The 18,639-nt window shown below is 35.6% G+C and carries 9 protein-coding genes; all 9 read left to right on the top strand.

The window, feature by feature from the left end; all coding sequences use genetic code 11:
• Positions 1–661 precede the first annotated feature (661 nt).
• A complete protein-coding gene (locus AABD74_RS17660; RefSeq protein ID WP_406843754.1) occupies positions 662–4,036 on the top strand; it encodes a SusC/RagA family TonB-linked outer membrane protein in 3,375 nt (1,124 codons plus the stop codon).
• Positions 4,037–4,054: 18 nt separating this feature from the next.
• Positions 4,055–6,037, top strand: coding sequence for a RagB/SusD family nutrient uptake outer membrane protein (locus AABD74_RS17655; protein ID WP_232682409.1), 1,983 nt, complete (start codon positions 4,055–4,057; stop codon positions 6,035–6,037).
• 124 nt (positions 6,038–6,161) lie between these two features.
• Positions 6,162–7,874, top strand: a complete 1,713-nt coding sequence (locus AABD74_RS17650; protein WP_406843753.1) for a polysaccharide lyase — start codon at positions 6,162–6,164, stop codon at positions 7,872–7,874.
• A gap of 289 nt (positions 7,875–8,163) precedes the next feature.
• Positions 8,164–8,853 (top strand): DUF3826 domain-containing protein, encoded by a 690-nt coding sequence (locus tag AABD74_RS17645; protein ID WP_406843752.1) that lies wholly within the window; start codon positions 8,164–8,166, stop codon positions 8,851–8,853.
• Between the two features lie 47 nt (positions 8,854–8,900).
• Entirely contained in the window at positions 8,901–10,607 is a 1,707-nt protein-coding gene (locus AABD74_RS17640) for a polysaccharide lyase (protein WP_406843751.1), read from the top strand.
• Between the two features lie 276 nt (positions 10,608–10,883).
• The gene (locus tag AABD74_RS17635; RefSeq protein WP_406843750.1) at positions 10,884–14,036 is read left to right on the top strand and encodes a DUF6298 domain-containing protein; all 3,153 of its coding nucleotides are present in this window, start codon (positions 10,884–10,886) and stop codon (positions 14,034–14,036) included.
• Between the two features lie 237 nt (positions 14,037–14,273).
• Positions 14,274–15,677, top strand: coding sequence for a glycoside hydrolase family 140 protein (locus AABD74_RS17630; RefSeq protein WP_406843749.1), 1,404 nt, complete (start codon positions 14,274–14,276; stop codon positions 15,675–15,677).
• Between the two features lie 175 nt (positions 15,678–15,852).
• Positions 15,853–17,421, top strand: a complete 1,569-nt coding sequence (locus tag AABD74_RS17625; protein ID WP_406843748.1) for a glycoside hydrolase family 28 protein — start codon at positions 15,853–15,855, stop codon at positions 17,419–17,421.
• Between the two features lie 256 nt (positions 17,422–17,677).
• Positions 17,678–18,595 carry a glycoside hydrolase family 43 protein gene (locus AABD74_RS17620; protein WP_406843747.1) on the top strand — a complete coding sequence of 306 codons (918 nt, stop codon included), beginning with the start codon at positions 17,678–17,680 and terminating at the stop codon, positions 18,593–18,595.
• The last annotated feature ends 44 nt before the right edge of the window (positions 18,596–18,639 follow it).

Genomic DNA, 18,639 nt, shown 5'->3' with positions numbered 1-18,639 from the left:
AAAATAACAGCCTTAATCATAACTAGACTATAGCCCAAAACTGCTATTAAATTTCTTCTTTTAGGCATCACAAATTCTTTTATAAAATAATTATAAAAATAATATTGGTCAGATTTTACGTTTAAAAAAAATATTTTTTTAGTAAATATTTAAGGAATATTTTGTAAAGCGAAAACGTTTTCATGTTGTAAGATTTATACTTTAAAAAATGACTTTTCTGAAAAAAGAGAGAGTCATTTTTTGTGTTTTAGGGATAAACTTAACTCATTAAAATACAGAACTTGACTGTCGAATTTTGAATAAAAAACAAGAATTTTTTGTTTTTGATGCTAATTCTTCTGTTTTTGTTTTAAAAGCGGATCTTCTATTTTATTATACTCAAACTTATTACTTGTTTTTTCTATTTCGTCCATTTTTTCTTTCTTTTTTTTATTAATATTGTTTTTTTGAGTCGTTTTTTTTTAGATAATGTCAGTAAAGCAGGATAGAACAGGACGGTTCTAATTCGTCGTCGTTATATTTTTGGTATGTAAAATAAATGTGTTTTTAACATTTAATTTAAGTTCTATTAAAGTTTTTTTAAATTTTAATGATATTTAAATGAATCACATTTAACATGACTAAACTAACACTAATACCTAACCAAAAAAACAAAACATTTATGAAACAAGCACTTTTAAAGAGATGTAGTTTTCTTTTGTTTACCCTGATTACAGTGATGAGTTACGCTCAAAACTCAAATCAAGTAACAGTAACAGGAACTGTGACTGATAATGTATCTGGATTGCTTCCAGGGGTAAACGTAACTGAGAAATCTACAAAAAATACAGTTACGACTGATTTTAATGGTCAGTTCCAAATTAAAGTAAAACAAAATGCCACTTTAGTTTTTTCTTTTATCGGAATGAGAAAACAAGAAGTGCCAATTGGAACCCGTACAACAGTAAATGTTAAACTAACAGAGGATTCAAACGAATTACAAAATATAGTAGTTGTAGGATACGGAAGTCAAAAGAAAGAAAAACTTACCGGTGCAATTGCTACAATAAATGCATCAGATATTCAGGAACTTCCGGTTTCAAATTTATCTGAAGCTTTGAGAGGCCAGGTTCCTGGTTTGAGCGTTATTGATGGCGGCGGACGTCCTGGCGATCAATCCTCTTTAGAAATTCGCCAAACTTATGGTTTCTCAAAAGACGGCAGTTCAAAAACGCCTTTAATCATTATTGACGATATGATACAGGTTGACCCGGTTAACGGCAGACCATCTTTAGATGCATTTAACAGATTAGATCCTTCGGAGATTGAAAGTATGACGGTTTTAAAAGATGCTTCTGCGGCTATTTACGGTTCTCGTGCATCTCAGGGAGCAATTGTAGTTAAAACTAAAAGAGGAAAAAGCGGTGTACCAACATTTTCATATTTTAGTCAGTTTGCTGTAAATGATGCTGTTAGTCATAGTAAAACGATGTCTGCTTATGATTATGGTGTTTTCTCTAATAGATTTTTTAGAGGATCTAACAATATTGGTGCTAATGGATCAAATCTATTTAGTGATGCTGAATTAGAAGAAATGAAAGATCTGAATTATGACTGGTTAAAAGAAGCCTGGAAACCGGCAATTCAGCAAAAACACACTTTAAGTGTAAGCGGAGGAACTGAAAAAGCAACTTATTTTGCAGGTATTAATTACTTTACACAAGGAGCAAATTTAGGAAGACAGGATTATAACAAATGGAATTTCCGTACAGGAATGACAGCAAAAATCAACAACTCTTTAGATTTTTCTGCAGCAGTTTCTGGTAATTCCGGTGATATCGAAAAATCATTCACTAAAGCTTCTGCAAATATTAATGACAGCAGTTATGGTTCTGCTGCAGGTGGTGAACAGGCAGATTACGGATTTTTACTTCATATGCCAAAATACATTCCGTGGGAGACTACGGTAAATGGCCAGGAATATTATATGTCTCCATTTCCAAGAACAGATCGTACTTTAGGATCTGCAAATGCAAATAATACAATTGCAGGATGGAATTATTTTGCTTCGATAAATAATGGTTCAAAACAAACGACCAACGATTTTTCATATAACGTAAACATGTCGTTAAATTATAAAGTTCCATTTATAAAAGGGTTATCACTTAAAGGAACATATTCAAGAAGCCAGACTTCTGTAAGTACAGAACAAGTTCAGCTTCCATACGATTTAGTAAGAATAAGAAATTATGAACTTCAGGATAGTCATCTTGCAAGTGAAGCAAATCCAACTTTCTATAATATAAATACGAATCCTGATGGCGATTATTTACTTGAAACTAATGTTCGTAATGCAAGAGTATATTATGATAGCAATTTCTCTAAATCTATTCAGGCCAACTTCTTTGCAGATTATAACAGAACATTTGATAATCATGAAGTTGGAGCGATGTTCTCTGTAGAGCGCTCAGAATCAGAATTTAAAAGTACGCGTTTAGCTTTTGAAAATACAGGTAAAGATTACGGCGGATCATATCAGACAGCAGGTACTTTAAGTACTAACTCGACTGCATTAAAAGGTGAGCAGGGAACTTTATCTTATTTAGGACGTGTTAATTACAGTTATAAATCAAGATACATGCTTCAGTTTCTTTTTAGAAGTGATGCTTCTACAAAATTTGCACCAGAAAACTATTGGGGATTCTTTCCATCAGTTCAGGCAGGATGGATTGTATCTAAAGAGAACTGGTTTACTAATAATGTATCTTTTATAGATTTCTTTAAAATTCGTTATTCTATTGGTAAAACTGGAAACGATAATATCAATGCCTGGAGATGGATGAAACTTTATGATGTAATTGCAGATAAAGGATTCCAGTTTGGATCTAACGGAGGAGTTTTAGGAAGCGGTATAACGCCTAGAGTAGAACCAAACAGAAACGTAGGCTGGGATACAACAATAAAAAACAACTTAGGTTTTGATTTGGCTTTACTAAAAAACAGACTGTCTATTACAACTGATTTTTACTACGACAAATCTAAAGAAATGCTAACAGGTATGGCTGGAGCTGTAGGAGTTCCAATCTCTGTAGGCGGCGGTTTTGCCGAAGAAAATTATGCAGCTGTAGATTCTTGGGGAACAGAGATAAGTATAACGTGGAAAGATAATGTAAATAAAAACTTTACTTATAATGCTGGTGTAAACTTTGGTCTTTCTGATAATGAAGTTAAAAAATTTCCGGAACCTGCTTTAATGCATCCATCAAATAATTTAACAGAAGCAGGACGTTCTATGTTTTTTCCACAATGGGGATTCAGAACATGGAAAGGGACTTCAACAGGTGACGGTATTTTACGTACAGATGAAGATGTTGCAAATTACTGGTCATATTTAACAGAACGTGCTGCCGCTGCAGGTGTCAGTCCAAATTATATGGGTATTTCTAATGTTTCAAATATGAGAAAAGGAATGCTGGCTTATGAGGATGCCGCAGGACAGTTTAATAGTACAGATGGTACTCAGGCAGGTCCTAACGGACAAATTACTAAAAACGAGGATTATGTGAAATTGGTAAAAAGAAACAGAACATACGGTTTTACAACTAATCTGGGCGCAAGGTATAAGTCATTTTTCTTCAAAACGCAGATTGCAACATCTTGGGGAGGCTACCGAGCAATTGATGTTGTAAAACAAGGAACTTCATCAACACACAATATGTGGGCACGCGAAACTTTCTGGAATGACATGTATTCAGATGATAATGTAGATGGCAGATACCCTAACTTAGCAAATCAGGATTATATTGCAGTACCTTCTGATTTCTGGCAGTTAGATACTTTCCGCTGTACAGTAAGAAACCTAACATTAGGATTTGATTTACCAAAAGATCTTTTAGATAAAATTAAAATTTCAAAATGGTCAGTTGGCGTAACAGGTAATAACCTTTGGGATTTATACAATCCATACCCGAATCATTACCGTAATATGTACGATAGTTCATCTGAGAATTATCCAACGCTTAGAACTTGGGCTGTTACCTTAAACATTACATTCTAATTTTAATTCAATAAGAAGATGAAACTAAAAATTAATAAATATATAACTATAGCACTTCTTGCAGTGCTTGGTACTTCTTGCAGCGATAATTTTTTGGAAGAAAAGAAAAATTACGGAAGTGTTGACGATTCGTTTTACGAAAGTCAGGAACGAGCTACAGCGTATATCAACAACGTTTATTTTGATTATTATTCTGCTTTTAAATCTCCTGGACAAAGTTTAGTGGGGTCTTATACAGATACGTATTCAAAAATGACTGAAGAAATAGGAGGAATTCAGCCTCTTATAAACCCAACAATTACCTATACAAATGCAGCAGACGCATCTGGTTATTACGGAGGTAAGCTTGAAGATAAAATCAATAACGTTCCCTACAACAGAATCAGAGATTGTAATGCCTTTATTGCAGATATCGATGTTAAAGGAGCGAGTTTGGATAAAACTTTTCGGGATCAGGCAAAAGGGCAATTATATTACTTACGTGCAGTTCAATATTTTGATTTAATGCGTGTATATGGCGGTGTTCCAATTGTAACAGAAGTTCAGACTCCAAGTACAGACGATCAATCTATAAAATTGCCAAGAGCGACAGTTAGCGAAGTAGTTGCTCAAATTGTAAAAGATTTAGATATGGCTGCAAGTTTACTGCCAAGAAATTGGAATTCTGCAGATTATGGACGTGTTACAAAAGGCGCAGCTCTTGCAGTAAAATCAAGAGTATTATTAACTTATGCAAGTCCATTATTTAATAAAAGCTGGGATAGTTCGAATGAGCGTTGGAATGCAGCGCTGCAAGCCGGATTAGCAGCAGAAACAGAATTATCTGGAGCAGGATACGGATTATACGGAAGTTCAGCAAAAGACTGGCAGAATATGTTTGTTCTAGGTAACAATGCATTTTGCTCTGAAGCAATTACAACACAGCTTTTATCATCAAACAATACCAATCTTGGAGTAAATAACTCTTGGGAAAAAGGAATTCGTTTAATCAGTCAGGGAGGAACAGGTGCTATGGAGGCTCCAAAAGAAATGATTGATTTATTTCCAATGGAAAATGGCGCAAGACCAACAACTGCAAATGGCTATAATTCATTTCTTTTCTTTATAAAACGTGACCCAAGATTTTACAGAACATTTGCTTTTTCAGGTGTTAAATGGGATTATAAAGATGAAAAACAAGCTGCCAAACCAACTGTTTGGGCTTACCGTTGGTTAGACGGTACAAATGGAAATAAACCTTTCTATAGTGATTCAAATAATGAAACAAGCCCTGCATTAGTAAGAAAAATGACAGATGTAACGGCAACAAATTCAAGTAATTTTCAATATTCAGGAAATGATATATTAGAATATCGTTATGCAGAATTATTATTAAACATCGCAGAATGTTATGCTGCATTAGGACAAACAGGAAACACTATTGCTTATTTAGGGAAAATCAGAAACCGTGTAGGTATTTCTTCAGCTAATAATTACGGAATTGGAATATTAGCAGATAAATATGCTGCTATTGAAGCTGTATTATACGAGCGTAGAGTTGAATTAGCATACGAAGGAAAACGTTACTGGGACGTACAAAGATGGATGCTTTATGATAACGCAGCACTTCCGGGTACTACTGGTGGAACTGTTACTAAATTGGGATTAACACCAATTAACGGTACTCAAAGAACAGGTAATTATCTGCAATACAAAAATCCAGCAACATCTGCAGATCCTTTAGCTTCAGCTCGTGCAAGTATTTCAGCAGATCCTGATGCAGCTGATTTCCAGACACAGTTAGCGGCTTTAGCAACTTTCTATAATGATAATTTTGTATTGGCAGCGCCTCCAACACCTATGGATAACGTTAATAATGCAGCAGTTAAAATCAAATTTAATCCAAACTATTACATCATGGGATTGCAGACTGCAGTTCTTACACAAAATCCTTGGTTGAAACAAACAATTGGGTGGAGTGATGCTTCTGGAGGAACAGGAGATTATAACTACCAGGAATAGATAAATCTTTAATGCCCCAAATAAAGAATTTCTATAGAATAAAAAACATATGACAATTTTCACCTGTATTCTGTTCAGATACAGGTGATTTGTTTAAAAAGAATTACCACAACTACAAATTAACATGAAAAATTCCGTATTATTTATCGCATCATCTCTGCTTTTTTTAGGAAGTGCAAAATGTTTTGCTCAATATCCGAAGATAAGTCCAGAAGTTCAGGCTCAGGAAAAAGCAATTAAAGAAGAAGCTCAAAGACTCTCTGATGAAGCTTGGACAAAAGCTTTAGTTGTTATTGAAGAAGAAGCAAAACATGGAAAGCCTTATATTCCGTGGGCAGCAAGGCCAACAGATTTGCCTCAGGCAGAAATTCCTGCATTTCCAGGTGCTGAAGGCGGCGGAATGTACACATTTGGTGGTCGTGGCGGAAAAGTGTATACGGTAACAAGTCTAGAAGACCGAGGACCGGGAACTTTGCGCGAAGCATGCGAACAAGGAGGAGCGAGAATAGTGGTATTTAATGTTGCTGGAATTATCAGATTAAAAAGTCCGTTGATTATTCGTGCGCCTTACATTACAATCGCTGGACAAACAGCTCCAGGTGATGGTATTTGTATTGCAGGAGAATCAACTTGGATTGATACGCATGATGTAATTATCAGACACGTACGTTTCCGTCGTGGAGAAACTTTCGTAGGCCGTCGTGATGATGCAATTGGAGGAAATCCTGTTGGAAATATCATGATCGATCACGTTTCTGCAACTTGGGGATTAGACGAAAATATGTCAATCTACAGACATATGTACAACCCTGGACCAGGTTACCCAGATATTAAAGTGGGAACGGTAAATATTACCATTCAAAACAGTTTATTCGGAGAAGCTTTGGATACTTATAATCACGCTTTTGGTAGTACTTTGGGTGGAGAAAACTGCTCTTTCATGAGAAATATGTGGGCTAATAATGCAGGAAGAAATCCTTCTATTGGGTGGAATGGAATTTTTAATTTTGTAAACAACGTAGTTTTCAACTGGTACAACAGATCTACAGATGGTGGAGATTACACTGCAAACTACAACATCATCAACAATTTCTACAAACCAGGTCCAGTAACCGACTTAACGCAGCCAATCAGTTACAGAATTTTAAAACCAGAATCAGGAAGAAGTAAATTGCCTTATTTGGTTTTTGGTAGAGCATATGTAAATGGGAACGTTGTTAATGGTAACGAAAAAGTAACTAAAGACAACTGGGATGGTGGAATTCAGTTAGAGAATAAAAAAGGGGAATTAATGACGTATGATGAAGCAAAAGAATACTTTGCAAAAATGAAAGCGACTAAACCTTTCCCAATGCCTTGGTTTAATAAATTTATGACTGCTGAAGAGTCTTACGAATTCGTACTTAAAAACGTTGGAGCAACATTACCAATTAGAGATAAAGTGGATGAAAGAATCGTAAGAACAGTAAAAACAGGAGTACCTGAATATGCAAAAGGATTAGAGAAAAAGACTTTCTATCAATTCGAACACAGACGTTTACCGATGGATTCTTATAAAAAGGGAATCATTACTGATATTTCTCAAGTGGGAGGATATCCTGAATACAAAGGAAAACCTTATGTAGATACAGACAAAGACGGAATGCCAGATGCATGGGAGAAAAAATACGGTTTAAATCCAAATGATCCATCTGATGCTCAAGAAGATTTAAACGGTGACGGATACTCTAATATCGAAGATTATATCAACGGTGTAAATCCTGCGATAAAAGTAGACTGGAAAGATTTGGCTAATAACAAAGAAACATTAGTTAGACCTTTATTAGATTTAAAATAAGGAACAATTTTTGAAAACATTCCTGTTTTAAGAAGCAGGAATGTTTTTAAAAAAGAGCCTGAAAGGCTCAAAGCAATAACATAGGACAACGTCCTATGGTATAGAATAAGGAAAGAAAAAAGCCCTGAAAGGGCGAAAGCAATTAATGATGTGCAGCTTATAAAGGCTTACGCCCCGTCAGGGCTATGTCTACATGATTTGTGAGTCATAGGATGTTATCCTATGGTGTTGCTTAAAGGCCTTTGGCCTTATGATTGAGTTAAAAAAAATAACTAAAAAAGGAAAGACAATGGCACTAAGTAAAATAAATGCTGGTTTATTATCGCTGGTTTTCGCATTTTCAAGTTTAAATGCGCAACAGCATTTAGATCCTGAATATGTAAAAGTTACTAATGAAAGAGCTGCGAAAATCGTTACCAAATTAGATTTGAAAAACGAAGCAAAAGAAAAAGCAGTTTCAAATATAATAGCGCAGCAATTCAGAGACTTAACTGAAATTCAGGATGGAAGAGATACTGAAATCAAAAAAGTTAAAGAAGATGTTTCTTTAACCAAAGAAAAGCAAAACGAAAAGATTGATAAACTGAAAGCAAAAGCAGACGAATCAATTGCAAAACTGCATAAATCTTACATCAAAAAATTAGGTAAAGAATTATCAGAAGACAAAATCACTGAAGTGAAAGACGGAATGACTTATGGCGTACTTCCAATCACAGTTGCAGGTTACAACGACATGCTTCCAAATTTAACAGCAGAACAAAAAGACTACATCTACAAAGCTTTAGTTGAAGCCAGAGAACATGCAATGGACGCAGGTTCATCTAAAGAAAAGCACGGCTGGTTTGGTAAATATAAAGGAAGAATCAACAATTATTTATCAAAACAAGGTTATGATCTAAATAAAGAAAGCAAAGACTGGCACGAACGTGTTGAGCAAAGAGAAAAGAATAAAGTAAAAGATTCTACTGTAAAAGAATAAACTCCGAAACTTTACACCAAAAACTATTAACTAGACCACACAATTCAATGCAAAATATTTTCCCAAAACATACTTTAAAGAGAACATTTATGGCGTTGTCATTTTGTTCACTTGTATCATCGGCATATGCACAATATCCTGTAATTCCAAAACCTGTTCAGGAAAAAGCGGATGCTATTTTAGCTGACGAAGAAAAAAGGCTGAGCGAAATATGGAATACTAATCTTCATATTATTAAAGAAGAAGCAAAACTAGGAAAACCATATTTACCTTGGGCATCCTATCCAAAAGATTTTGTTTTTGCTGATATTCCAGCTTTCCCTGGTGCTGAAGGTGGTGGCGCATACACACAAGGTGGACGTGGTGGAAAAATATTTGTGGTTACGAGTTTAGAAGACAGCGGAAAAGGAACTTTCCGTGAAGCCTGTGAAGCGGTTGGAGCAAGAACAATTGTTTTCAACGTTTCGGGAATTATTCAATTGAAAAAAAGAATTAGCATGCGTGCGCCATACGTAACCATTGCTGGACAAACGGCTCCCGGTGACGGAATCTGTATTGCCGGAGAAACTTTAGAAATTGATACTCATGACGTTATTATCAGACATATGCGTTTTCGTCGTGGCGCTACAGAAGTTACTAGAAGAGATGATGCATTAGGCGGAAACCCAATGGGAAATATCATTGTTGACCACTGCTCTGTTAGCTGGGGATTGGACGAAAATATTTCTTTATACAGACATCAATTTGCAGCTAATGCGAAATCGAAACTGGAGAAATTACCAGCTTGTAATATCACAATTCAAAACACTATTTCATCAGAAGGTTTAGACACGTATAATCACGCTTTCGGAAGTACAATCGGCGGATTGAATAGTACTTTTATGCGCAACTTATGGGCGGACAACATTTCAAGAAATGCTTCTATCGGAATGTATGGAGACTTTAATTTTGTGAATAACGTAGTATTTAATTGGTGGAATCGTACACTTGACGGCGGTGATTATCGTTCAATGTTGAACATCATCAACAACTATTTTAAGCCTGGCCCAATTACACCACAAAATGAACCTATTGCACACAGAATTGTAAAACCAGAATCAGGTTATATTGAACCAAAACAATACGGAAGAGCTTATGTTTCAGGAAACTTTATTGTTGGTTCTCCTGAAGTCACAGCTGACAACTGGAATGGCGGAGTGCAATTGGAAAACCTTCCAGAAGCAGAAAGAAAAGAATTTTTAGAAGCAATAAAACAGCCAAAACCTTTTTCAATGCCAAAATTCAATATCATGTCGGCAGAAGAAGCTTATGATTTTGTTTTGACGAATGTTGGAGCAACAATTCCGAAAAGAGATGCTGTCGATGAGAGAATTATCAAACAAGTTAAAACTGGAAAAATCGAAGTAAAAGACGGTTTAGAAAATTCAATCGGAAAAGAATATATCAAAAGAAGATTACCAGCGGATTCATATAAAAAAGGAATTATAACACATCCTGACCAAGTTGGCGGATATCCGACTTACAAAGGAAAAGCCTATAAAGATTCGGATAATGACGGAATTCCAGATGCTTGGGAAAAGAAATATGGCTTAAATCCAAATGATGCTTCAGATGCGAATAAAGATGCAAACGGAGACGGATATACCAACATCGAGAAATATTTTAACGGAATAGATCCAACTAGTAAAACTGATTGGACGAAAGATGAAAACAATACAGATACTTTAGCGAAGCTGAAATCATTATTACAATAGTTAAGTATTTTCAACTCAAACCTGACAGGTTTTTAAAACCTGTCAGGTTTAAGTACACAAAGAATATCCATCTAATTTGTCATTCCGAGGAACGAGGAATCACACTAGAAACTCCGCAACAGTGTGTAAATCCCGCGTGAGATTTGCTTCGCCTGTTCGCTATCGCTCGGGTCTCCTTCGTCGAAATGACAAGATTGTGGAAAAAGACAAACCTAAAAAATATATGAGCTTATATTACTTATATGGTTTAATTTTAAAGTCTAAAAAAATAATAAGGTGAATTTTATCCAGTTAAAAAATACAATCTCTCTTCAAAAAGATAAAATAGTTTTATCTGGTTTGGCGATGCTTTTCAGTATAAACATCACAGCCCAAAACAATTTCCCAGATATTATCAAAACCAAAGAAGGAAAACTTTCTTTCACAACCGATAATCAAGGAAATCAAATTCCAGATTTTTCTTTCGCAGGATACAGAAACTCAGAAGTTGTCCTTCCAAATCTAGACAACAAAATTTTTGTTTCGAAACAAGAAGAAGATGCAACGCAGAAAATCCAAAATGCGATTGATTATGTCAGTGCATTAAAACCAGATAAATCAGGATTTCGTGGAGCCGTTTTATTAGATAAAGGAACTTTCAAAATTAGCGGAACATTATATATCAGAAAATCAGGAGTAGTTTTAAGAGGAAGCGGAAATTCCGAAAACGGAACCGTACTTTTAGGAACAGGATTAGAAAGAGAAGCCTTAATTAGAATTTTAGGTGTAAACGATAAAGTGTATAAAGATTCATTTGAATTCGCTAACGCTTATACACCACTTGGAACGCAGAAAATCCAATTAAAAAATACATTAAAATTAAAAGTTGGCGACGAAATCGAAATCAGTAAACCTTTAACGGATAATTTCATTAAAGAAGTAAACATGCAGGATTTCGGCGGAGAAACCTCTTGGATTGGCTGGAAAAAAGGCGATTGGATTACAACTTGGAATCGCGTTGTAACCAAAATAAACGGAAACGAAGTAACTTTAAACACACCAATCACTATGTCTTTGGATGATGTTTTTGGAACTTCAAAAGTAACCGTTTATTCTTGGTTAGGAAGAATTGAAAATACTGGAATTGAAAACATATTAATAAAATCAACTTATAATTCTTCAAATTTAAAAGACGAAGAACACCGTTGGCAGGCTATCAGTATTGAAAACACTAGAAATGCTTGGGTAAAACAAGTTAATTTTAGACACTTTGCAGGTGGAGCTGTTACGATTTTAAAAACAAGTCAGCAAATTACAGTTGAAGATTGTATTGCCACAGAACCAATTTCAGAAATCGCTTCATTCAGAAGACACACTTTTTATACCGAAGGTCAGCAGACTTTATTCCAGCGTTGTTACTCAGAATTTGGATATCATGATTTCGCTGTGGGCGGATTCGGTACAACTGGACCAAATGCTTTCGTACAATGTGAATCTCATTTACCATTCAAAAACAGTGGCGCAATCGGAAGTTGGGCAACAGGAGTTTTATTTGATATTGCCAATATCGACGGAAAAGCATTAAGTTATAACAACAGAGAACAAGGCGGAAGAGGCGCAGGATGGACAGCAGCTAATTCTGTAATCTGGGAATCATCAGCCTCTAAAGTAGAATGTTACAGTCCGCCAACTGCACAAAACTGGGCTTTTGGAGTTTGGGGACAATTTGGAGGAAACGGACACTGGAAAAACGTAAACGAACATATCAGTCCAAGAAGTTTATTCTACACACAACTAGAAGCCAGATTAGGAAAACTTCCTGTTCAGCCTTTTATCTATGATTTAGGTTCAGAAGCTTCTTCAAGTCCGAGTGTAGAAGTTGCTGGAGAATTGACTAAAAATGCTGCTACAACGGCAAAAAGTTTACAAGAATGGATTGCAGAAGCTTCAAAAGCAAATCCCATTAATACGGATAGTAAAGGTTTAAAAAATGCAAACGATTTAAAAGTTGCTTCAAATAAAACTGAAAAATTAACTTCTAAAGTAACTACAGAAAACGGCTGGTTAACTTTTGAAGGAAAAGTAATTGCAGGAAAACAAACCAACGTAGCTTGGTGGAGAGGAGATTTAACGGACGATTTCGTAAACAAATCTACCCCGCACATCACTCGTTTTGTACCCGGAAGAACAGGAAACGGATTGACCGATAAAGTACAAGAAACGGTAGATTATTTAACTAAAAACAATATCGTTGCCTTAGAACACAATTACGGTTTATGGTACGACAGAAGAATGGACGATCACGAGCGTGTTCGCAGAGTTGATGATGATGTTTGGCCTCCGTTTTATGAACAGCCTTTCGCCAGAAGCGGAAAAGATTTCGCTTGGGATCATTTGAGTAAATATGATTTAACAAAATTCAACGATTGGTATTGGAGCCGTTTAGCGCAGTTTGCAACGCTTGCAGAACCAAACGGACAATTGTTAATCAATCAGCAATATTTCCAGCACAATATTTTAGAAGCTGGAGCGCACTGGGCAAGTTCACCTTGGCGTTCAGCAAATAATATCAACAGCACAGGATTTCCAGAGCCACCGCCTTACGCAGGAGACAAACGTATTTTTATGGCGGAGCAGTTTTACGATATTACCAATGCTCAAAGAAGAAAATTGCATGAAGGTTTCATTAGAAAATCATTTGAGAACTTTCAGGAAAACAGCAACGTAATTCAGTTAACAAGTGCCGAATATACAGGTCCGTTACATTTCATGGAATTTTGGTTAGACCAAGCTCAAAAATGGAAAGACGAAACAGGTAAGAAAGGCTTAATTGGATTAAGTGCTACTAAAGACGTTCAGGACGCGATTTTAAATGATGATAAAAGAGTAAAAACCGTTGATATAATCGATATTCGTTATTGGTATTACAAAGAAGATGGTTCAGCATACGCTCCGCAAGGAGGCGTAAATTTAGCACCGAGACAGCACGCCAGAAAACTAAAAACTGGAAAAGAAACAGATAATCAAGTATATCGCGCCGTTCGTGAATACCGAGAAAAATATCCAGAAAAAGTCATTTTATATTCAACAGACGGTTCTTCAAGATTTGGATGGCCGGCTTTAATGGCGGGAGCTTCAATGCCCAACATTCCAAAAATCGAACTTCCTGAATTTTATGCCGCTTTAAGCGAAATGAAATTAGTTGATGGAAATACCTTTTCAGACAATCTTTGGAAACTCGAAAACAAAGGAAAAAGCTATCTTTTTTATTTGAAAACCGACCAAGATATCACAATCGATTTATCAAACGAAAAAGGAACATTTGAAGTATTTGCAATCAACGCAACAACAGGAAATATAACAAAAAAAGCCAATATCAGTGGAGGAAAACAAGTCACAATCCCACAAGCAGAAATAAAAGAAAAAGTGCTTTTTGTAGTGAAAAAATAGTTAGCCACAGATTTCACAGATTAAAAGGATTAAAATAAAATCTGCGAGAGTAAATTTTCACGCAGATTTAAAAAAGATTTAAGCAGATTTAGTAGATTTTTTAAATTTTAATCTGCGTAGATCTGCCAAAATCAGTAAAATCTGCGGGAAAAAATATAAAGACAAAGCTTGGAAAATCCATTAAATCAGTGAAATCTGTGGCAAAAAAATAAGAACACAATTCAAAAACAAACCAAAATGAATCTGAAAATTAAATCTTTATACGCTCTTTGTATAAGCTTTATGTTTACAGCACAAAGCGGATTTTCGCAATCTGCCAAAACAAAAGCATCTCTGCCTGAAATCAAAGTATCTAAAAATCAGCATTATTTTGTTACCGACAACGAAAAACCATTTTTCTGGCTGGGCGACACAGGCTGGCTGGCATTCGGAAAACTGGACAGAGCAGGAATTGAGAAATATTTCAAAGACAGAAAAGAAAAAGGATTTAATGTTGTTCAGGTAATGGTTTTGCACAATATAAATGCAGTAAATGTTTATGGTGACGCAGCTTTAATTAACGAAGACGTTTCAAAACCTTTGATTACAGCAGGAAATGATTTCAAAGATGCGAAGCAATACGATTACTGGGATCACGTCGACTACACTTTAGATGTAGCTCAGAAAAATGGAATTTATCTAGCAATGGTTCCAGTTTGGGGAACCAACGTTTCAAAAGGAAATAAAGTAAGTAAGGAACAGGCAACTGAATATGCGAAGTTTTTAGCTAACCGATATAAAAACAGAACCAACGTAATTTGGTTAAACGGAGGAGATACTCACGGGAACGAATTTCAGGACATCTGGAATGCTATCGGAAACACTTTAAAAACAAATAATCCAAATCAGTTAGTGACTTTCCACCCGTTTGGAAGAACCGATTCTTCAGAGAATTTCCACAACGAAAAATGGCTGGATTTCAATATGTTCCAGTCAGGACACAGAAGATACGATCAGGATTCAGTAAAAACGAATTTCAAAGAAGACAATTACAAATTTGTCCTAAGAGATTTCGAGTTAAAACCAACAAAACCAACACTTGACGGGGAACCATCTTACGAAGGAATTCCACACGGTTTGCACGACACTTTACAGCCAAAATGGACAGCAAGCGATGTTCGCCGTTACGGATATTGGTCGGTTTTATCAGGTGGAGCTGGATACACATACGGACACAATGCCGTAATGCAAATGTTCAGAAAAGGCGATAAACCCGCTTACGGAAACAAAGAGTTATGGACATCAGCCATTAATGCACCTGGAGCAAAACAAATGGTTTATATTAAGAAATTAATGGAAGAATTCCCATTTTTAGAAGGAACTCCAGATGTTTCTTTAGTGGTGAATCAAGGTGAGAAATACGATTATATTCCGGCTATAAGAGGTGAAAAATACGCTTTATTATACACGTACAACGGAAGAATAATAGAAGTAAAACTTGGAAAAATTTTAGGGGATAAATTCGAAGCAACTTGGTACAATCCAAGAAATGGCAAGAAAACCAAAATCGGAATATTTGATAATAAAGGAACTCAAAATTTTCAGCCAGAAGGTAAAAAAGAAGATGGTAATGACTGGGTTTTGATTTTGAGATCTATTTAAGTGATTAGTGAAAAGTAAAAAGTGATTAGTAAAATGCTTTGATTCACAAAAAGAGAATACAATATTTCACGCAGATTTAAAATGATTTAAGCAGATTCTGCAGATATTTTTAAAATATAAATCAGCGTTAATCTGCTAAAATCTGAAAGATCTGCGTGAAACCAAAAAATAAACTATGAAAAATATACTAATAATACTCTGCTTTATAACCGGATTGAACACGGCTTTCGCAAACGACGGCTGGCTGAATATCCTAAACGAAGGCGGAAACAACAAAGGAATAAAATGTACACAAGCCATTCAGAATGCCATTGAAAAAGCATCTAAAAACGGCGGAGGAACTATCTTTTTCCCTGCGGGAGAATATTTAACTGGGGCTTTAACACTAAGAAGCAATATTACGATTCACTTAGATTCTGGAGCACTTTTAAAGTTTTCAGAGAATTTTGATGATTTTCTTCCGTATGTAGAAATGCGTTACGAAGGAATTGTCATGAAAAGTTTCCAACCTTTATTTTACGCAAAAGATGCAGAAAATATCACCATTACAGGAAGAGGCGTAATCGACGGACAAGGAAAAGCGTGGTGGAATGAGGTATACAGAATCGAAACGGCTAAAGAACCGCTTCCTCCAACAAAATATCAAACCATGTGGGAAGAGCAAAACAAAGGCCTTTACACAGAACCGTATTATAAAAGAACTGTTGACAAGAAATTCTTCAGACCATCTTTCTTTCAGGCTTACAACTGCAAAAATATTTTAATTGAAGGTGTAACCTTTAAAAACTCACCTTTCTGGACAATCAACCCAGAATTTTGTGATAATGTAACCGTTACCGGAATTTCGATTTTTAATCCACATTCGCCAAATACAGACGGAATCAATCCTTCTTCTTGCACCAACGTTCATATTTCAAACTGCCATATTAGCGTTGGAGACGATTGTATCACAATCAAATCAGGAAGAGATGGTGACGGACGTAAATATGGGAAAGCGACAGAAAATGTAACTATCACAAATTGCACCATGCTTAGCGGTCACGGCGGAGTCGTTATTGGAAGTGAAATGTCGGGTGGAATAAAAAAAATCACGATTTCAAACTGTGTTTTTGACGGAACAGATCGCGGAATTCGTATCAAATCGGCTCGTGGAAGAGGCGGCGTTGTAGAAGATATTCGCGTTGATAATATCGTTATGAAAAACATTAAAGAAGAAGCAATCGTTTTAAGCCTTTTCTACGATAAAGGAACTACAGTTGAACCTGTAACTGAGAAAACGCCGATTTTCAGAAACATTCACATGAGCAACATTACGGCTTCAAACGTAAACAAAGCTGGACAAATTTTAGGAATTACGGAAATGCCAATTCAAAACATCACTTTCTCGAACATCAATATGGACGGAAAAGAAGGTTTTACGGTAAGTACGGCAACAGATGTAGAATTTCACGATGTAAAAGTAAACGCAACTGTAGGTTCTTCTTTCAAAATATCAGATTCAAAAAACATCATTTTAGACAACGTTGGATCTTCAACAGCTATAAAAGGAGTTCCCGTTATCAAATTAGATAATGTTTCGAATGCGTTGATCAACAATAATTTTCCATTCAATCCAACCGATATTTTTATCGAAGCGGATGGAAAAGACACTAAAAACATTTTCTTAAAAAACAATGTTTTAAACAACGTAACAACGAAAATCAAAAAAGGAGCTTCTATAGATAAAAAAGCAATTATAGAATAGTGTGTTCCTGCAAGGTTTCCAAAACCTTGTAGGTATTTAATAATTATTTTTAGAAGCAGAAACAATAGGCATTTTAGGAAACATCGTCCCGCTTTCCGTTACAATCTTTTGTACTGAACCCCAGTACAAAAGGATTTTCACTGCAATCGGGGCTAAAGAGAAAGATTAGGCTTTTTTTGCAATCAGTGAGATTCTGGATTAAACATAAAATATACTTACAAGGTTTTGGAAACCTTGCAGGAAAGATAAACAAAGCATGAAAAAAATATTCATCATAGTAACCCTTTCACTTTTTGCCATAACTTATGCGCAGAAAAAGAAAGATTTATATCTTTTTACGTCGTTTAGAGAACCTGCAACAGAAGGTTTATATTTGGCATATAGCGAAGACGGTTACAATTGGAAAGGGTTAGAAGGTTCATTTTTAAAACCCGAAATCGGAGCCAGTAAAATCATGCGTGATCCGTCCATCACAAAAGGAGCCGACGGAACCTATCACATGGTTTGGACAACCGACTGGAAAGGTGGAAACGGTTTTGGTTACGCAAGTTCAAAAGACTTGATTCATTGGTCAGAACAACAATATATTCCGGTTATGAAAAACGAACCAGAAGTCGTAAATGTTTGGGCGCCGGAAATTTTTTATGATGATGTAAAACGAGAATACATCATTATTTGGGCATCAACAATTCCATTTAGATATCCAAAAGGAGTTGAAGAGGAAAAAAATAACCACAGAATGTATTATGTAACGACAAAAGATTTCAAAACGTTTTCGGATACCAAATTATATTACGATCCGGGTTTTAGCGTAATTGATTGTGTAATTGTTAAAAAAGGAAAGAAAGATTACGTTTTGGTTTTGAAAGACAATACAAGACCCATGCGAAACATAAAAGTAGCTTTCGGGAAATCGCCTTTAGGGCCATTTGAAAAACCTTCAAAGCCTTTAACCGAATATTTATCTGAAGGTCCAACGGTAGTTAAAGTTGGTAAAAACTGGTTGTTATATTATGACAATTACGGTTCAAAAAATTATAAAGCGTTAAGTACAACAGATTTTGTTCATTTTGAAGATGTTTCATCAAAAATAACTCTTCCTGAAGGACACAAGCACGGAACGATTACAACAATCTCTGCGGACGTTTTAAAAGGATTAATTGATAGAAAATAAATTATATAGCCACAGATTACACGGATTAAAAGGATTTTTTTTAA

The organism is Flavobacterium soyae, assembly GCF_045348165.1.
Taxonomy (GTDB): domain Bacteria; phylum Bacteroidota; class Bacteroidia; order Flavobacteriales; family Flavobacteriaceae; genus Flavobacterium; species Flavobacterium soyae.
This window is presented reverse-complemented; position numbering and strand designations above follow the sequence as displayed.

Bases quoted from the DNA above. Each gene is read 5' to 3' on its own strand.
- AABD74_RS17660 (WP_406843754.1), top strand. From the start codon at position 662: ATGAAACAAGCACTTTTAAAGAGATGTAGTTTTCTTTTGTTTACCCTG.
- AABD74_RS17655 (WP_232682409.1), top strand. From the start codon at position 4,055: ATGAAACTAAAAATTAATAAATATATAACTATAGCACTTCTTGCAGTG.
- AABD74_RS17650 (WP_406843753.1), top strand. From the start codon at position 6,162: ATGAAAAATTCCGTATTATTTATCGCATCATCTCTGCTTTTTTTAGGA.
- AABD74_RS17645 (WP_406843752.1), top strand. From the start codon at position 8,164: ATGGCACTAAGTAAAATAAATGCTGGTTTATTATCGCTGGTTTTCGCA.
- AABD74_RS17640 (WP_406843751.1), top strand. From the start codon at position 8,901: ATGCAAAATATTTTCCCAAAACATACTTTAAAGAGAACATTTATGGCG.
- AABD74_RS17630 (WP_406843749.1), top strand. From the start codon at position 14,274: ATGAATCTGAAAATTAAATCTTTATACGCTCTTTGTATAAGCTTTATG.
- AABD74_RS17625 (WP_406843748.1), top strand. From the start codon at position 15,853: ATGAAAAATATACTAATAATACTCTGCTTTATAACCGGATTGAACACG.
- AABD74_RS17620 (WP_406843747.1), top strand. From the start codon at position 17,678: ATGAAAAAAATATTCATCATAGTAACCCTTTCACTTTTTGCCATAACT.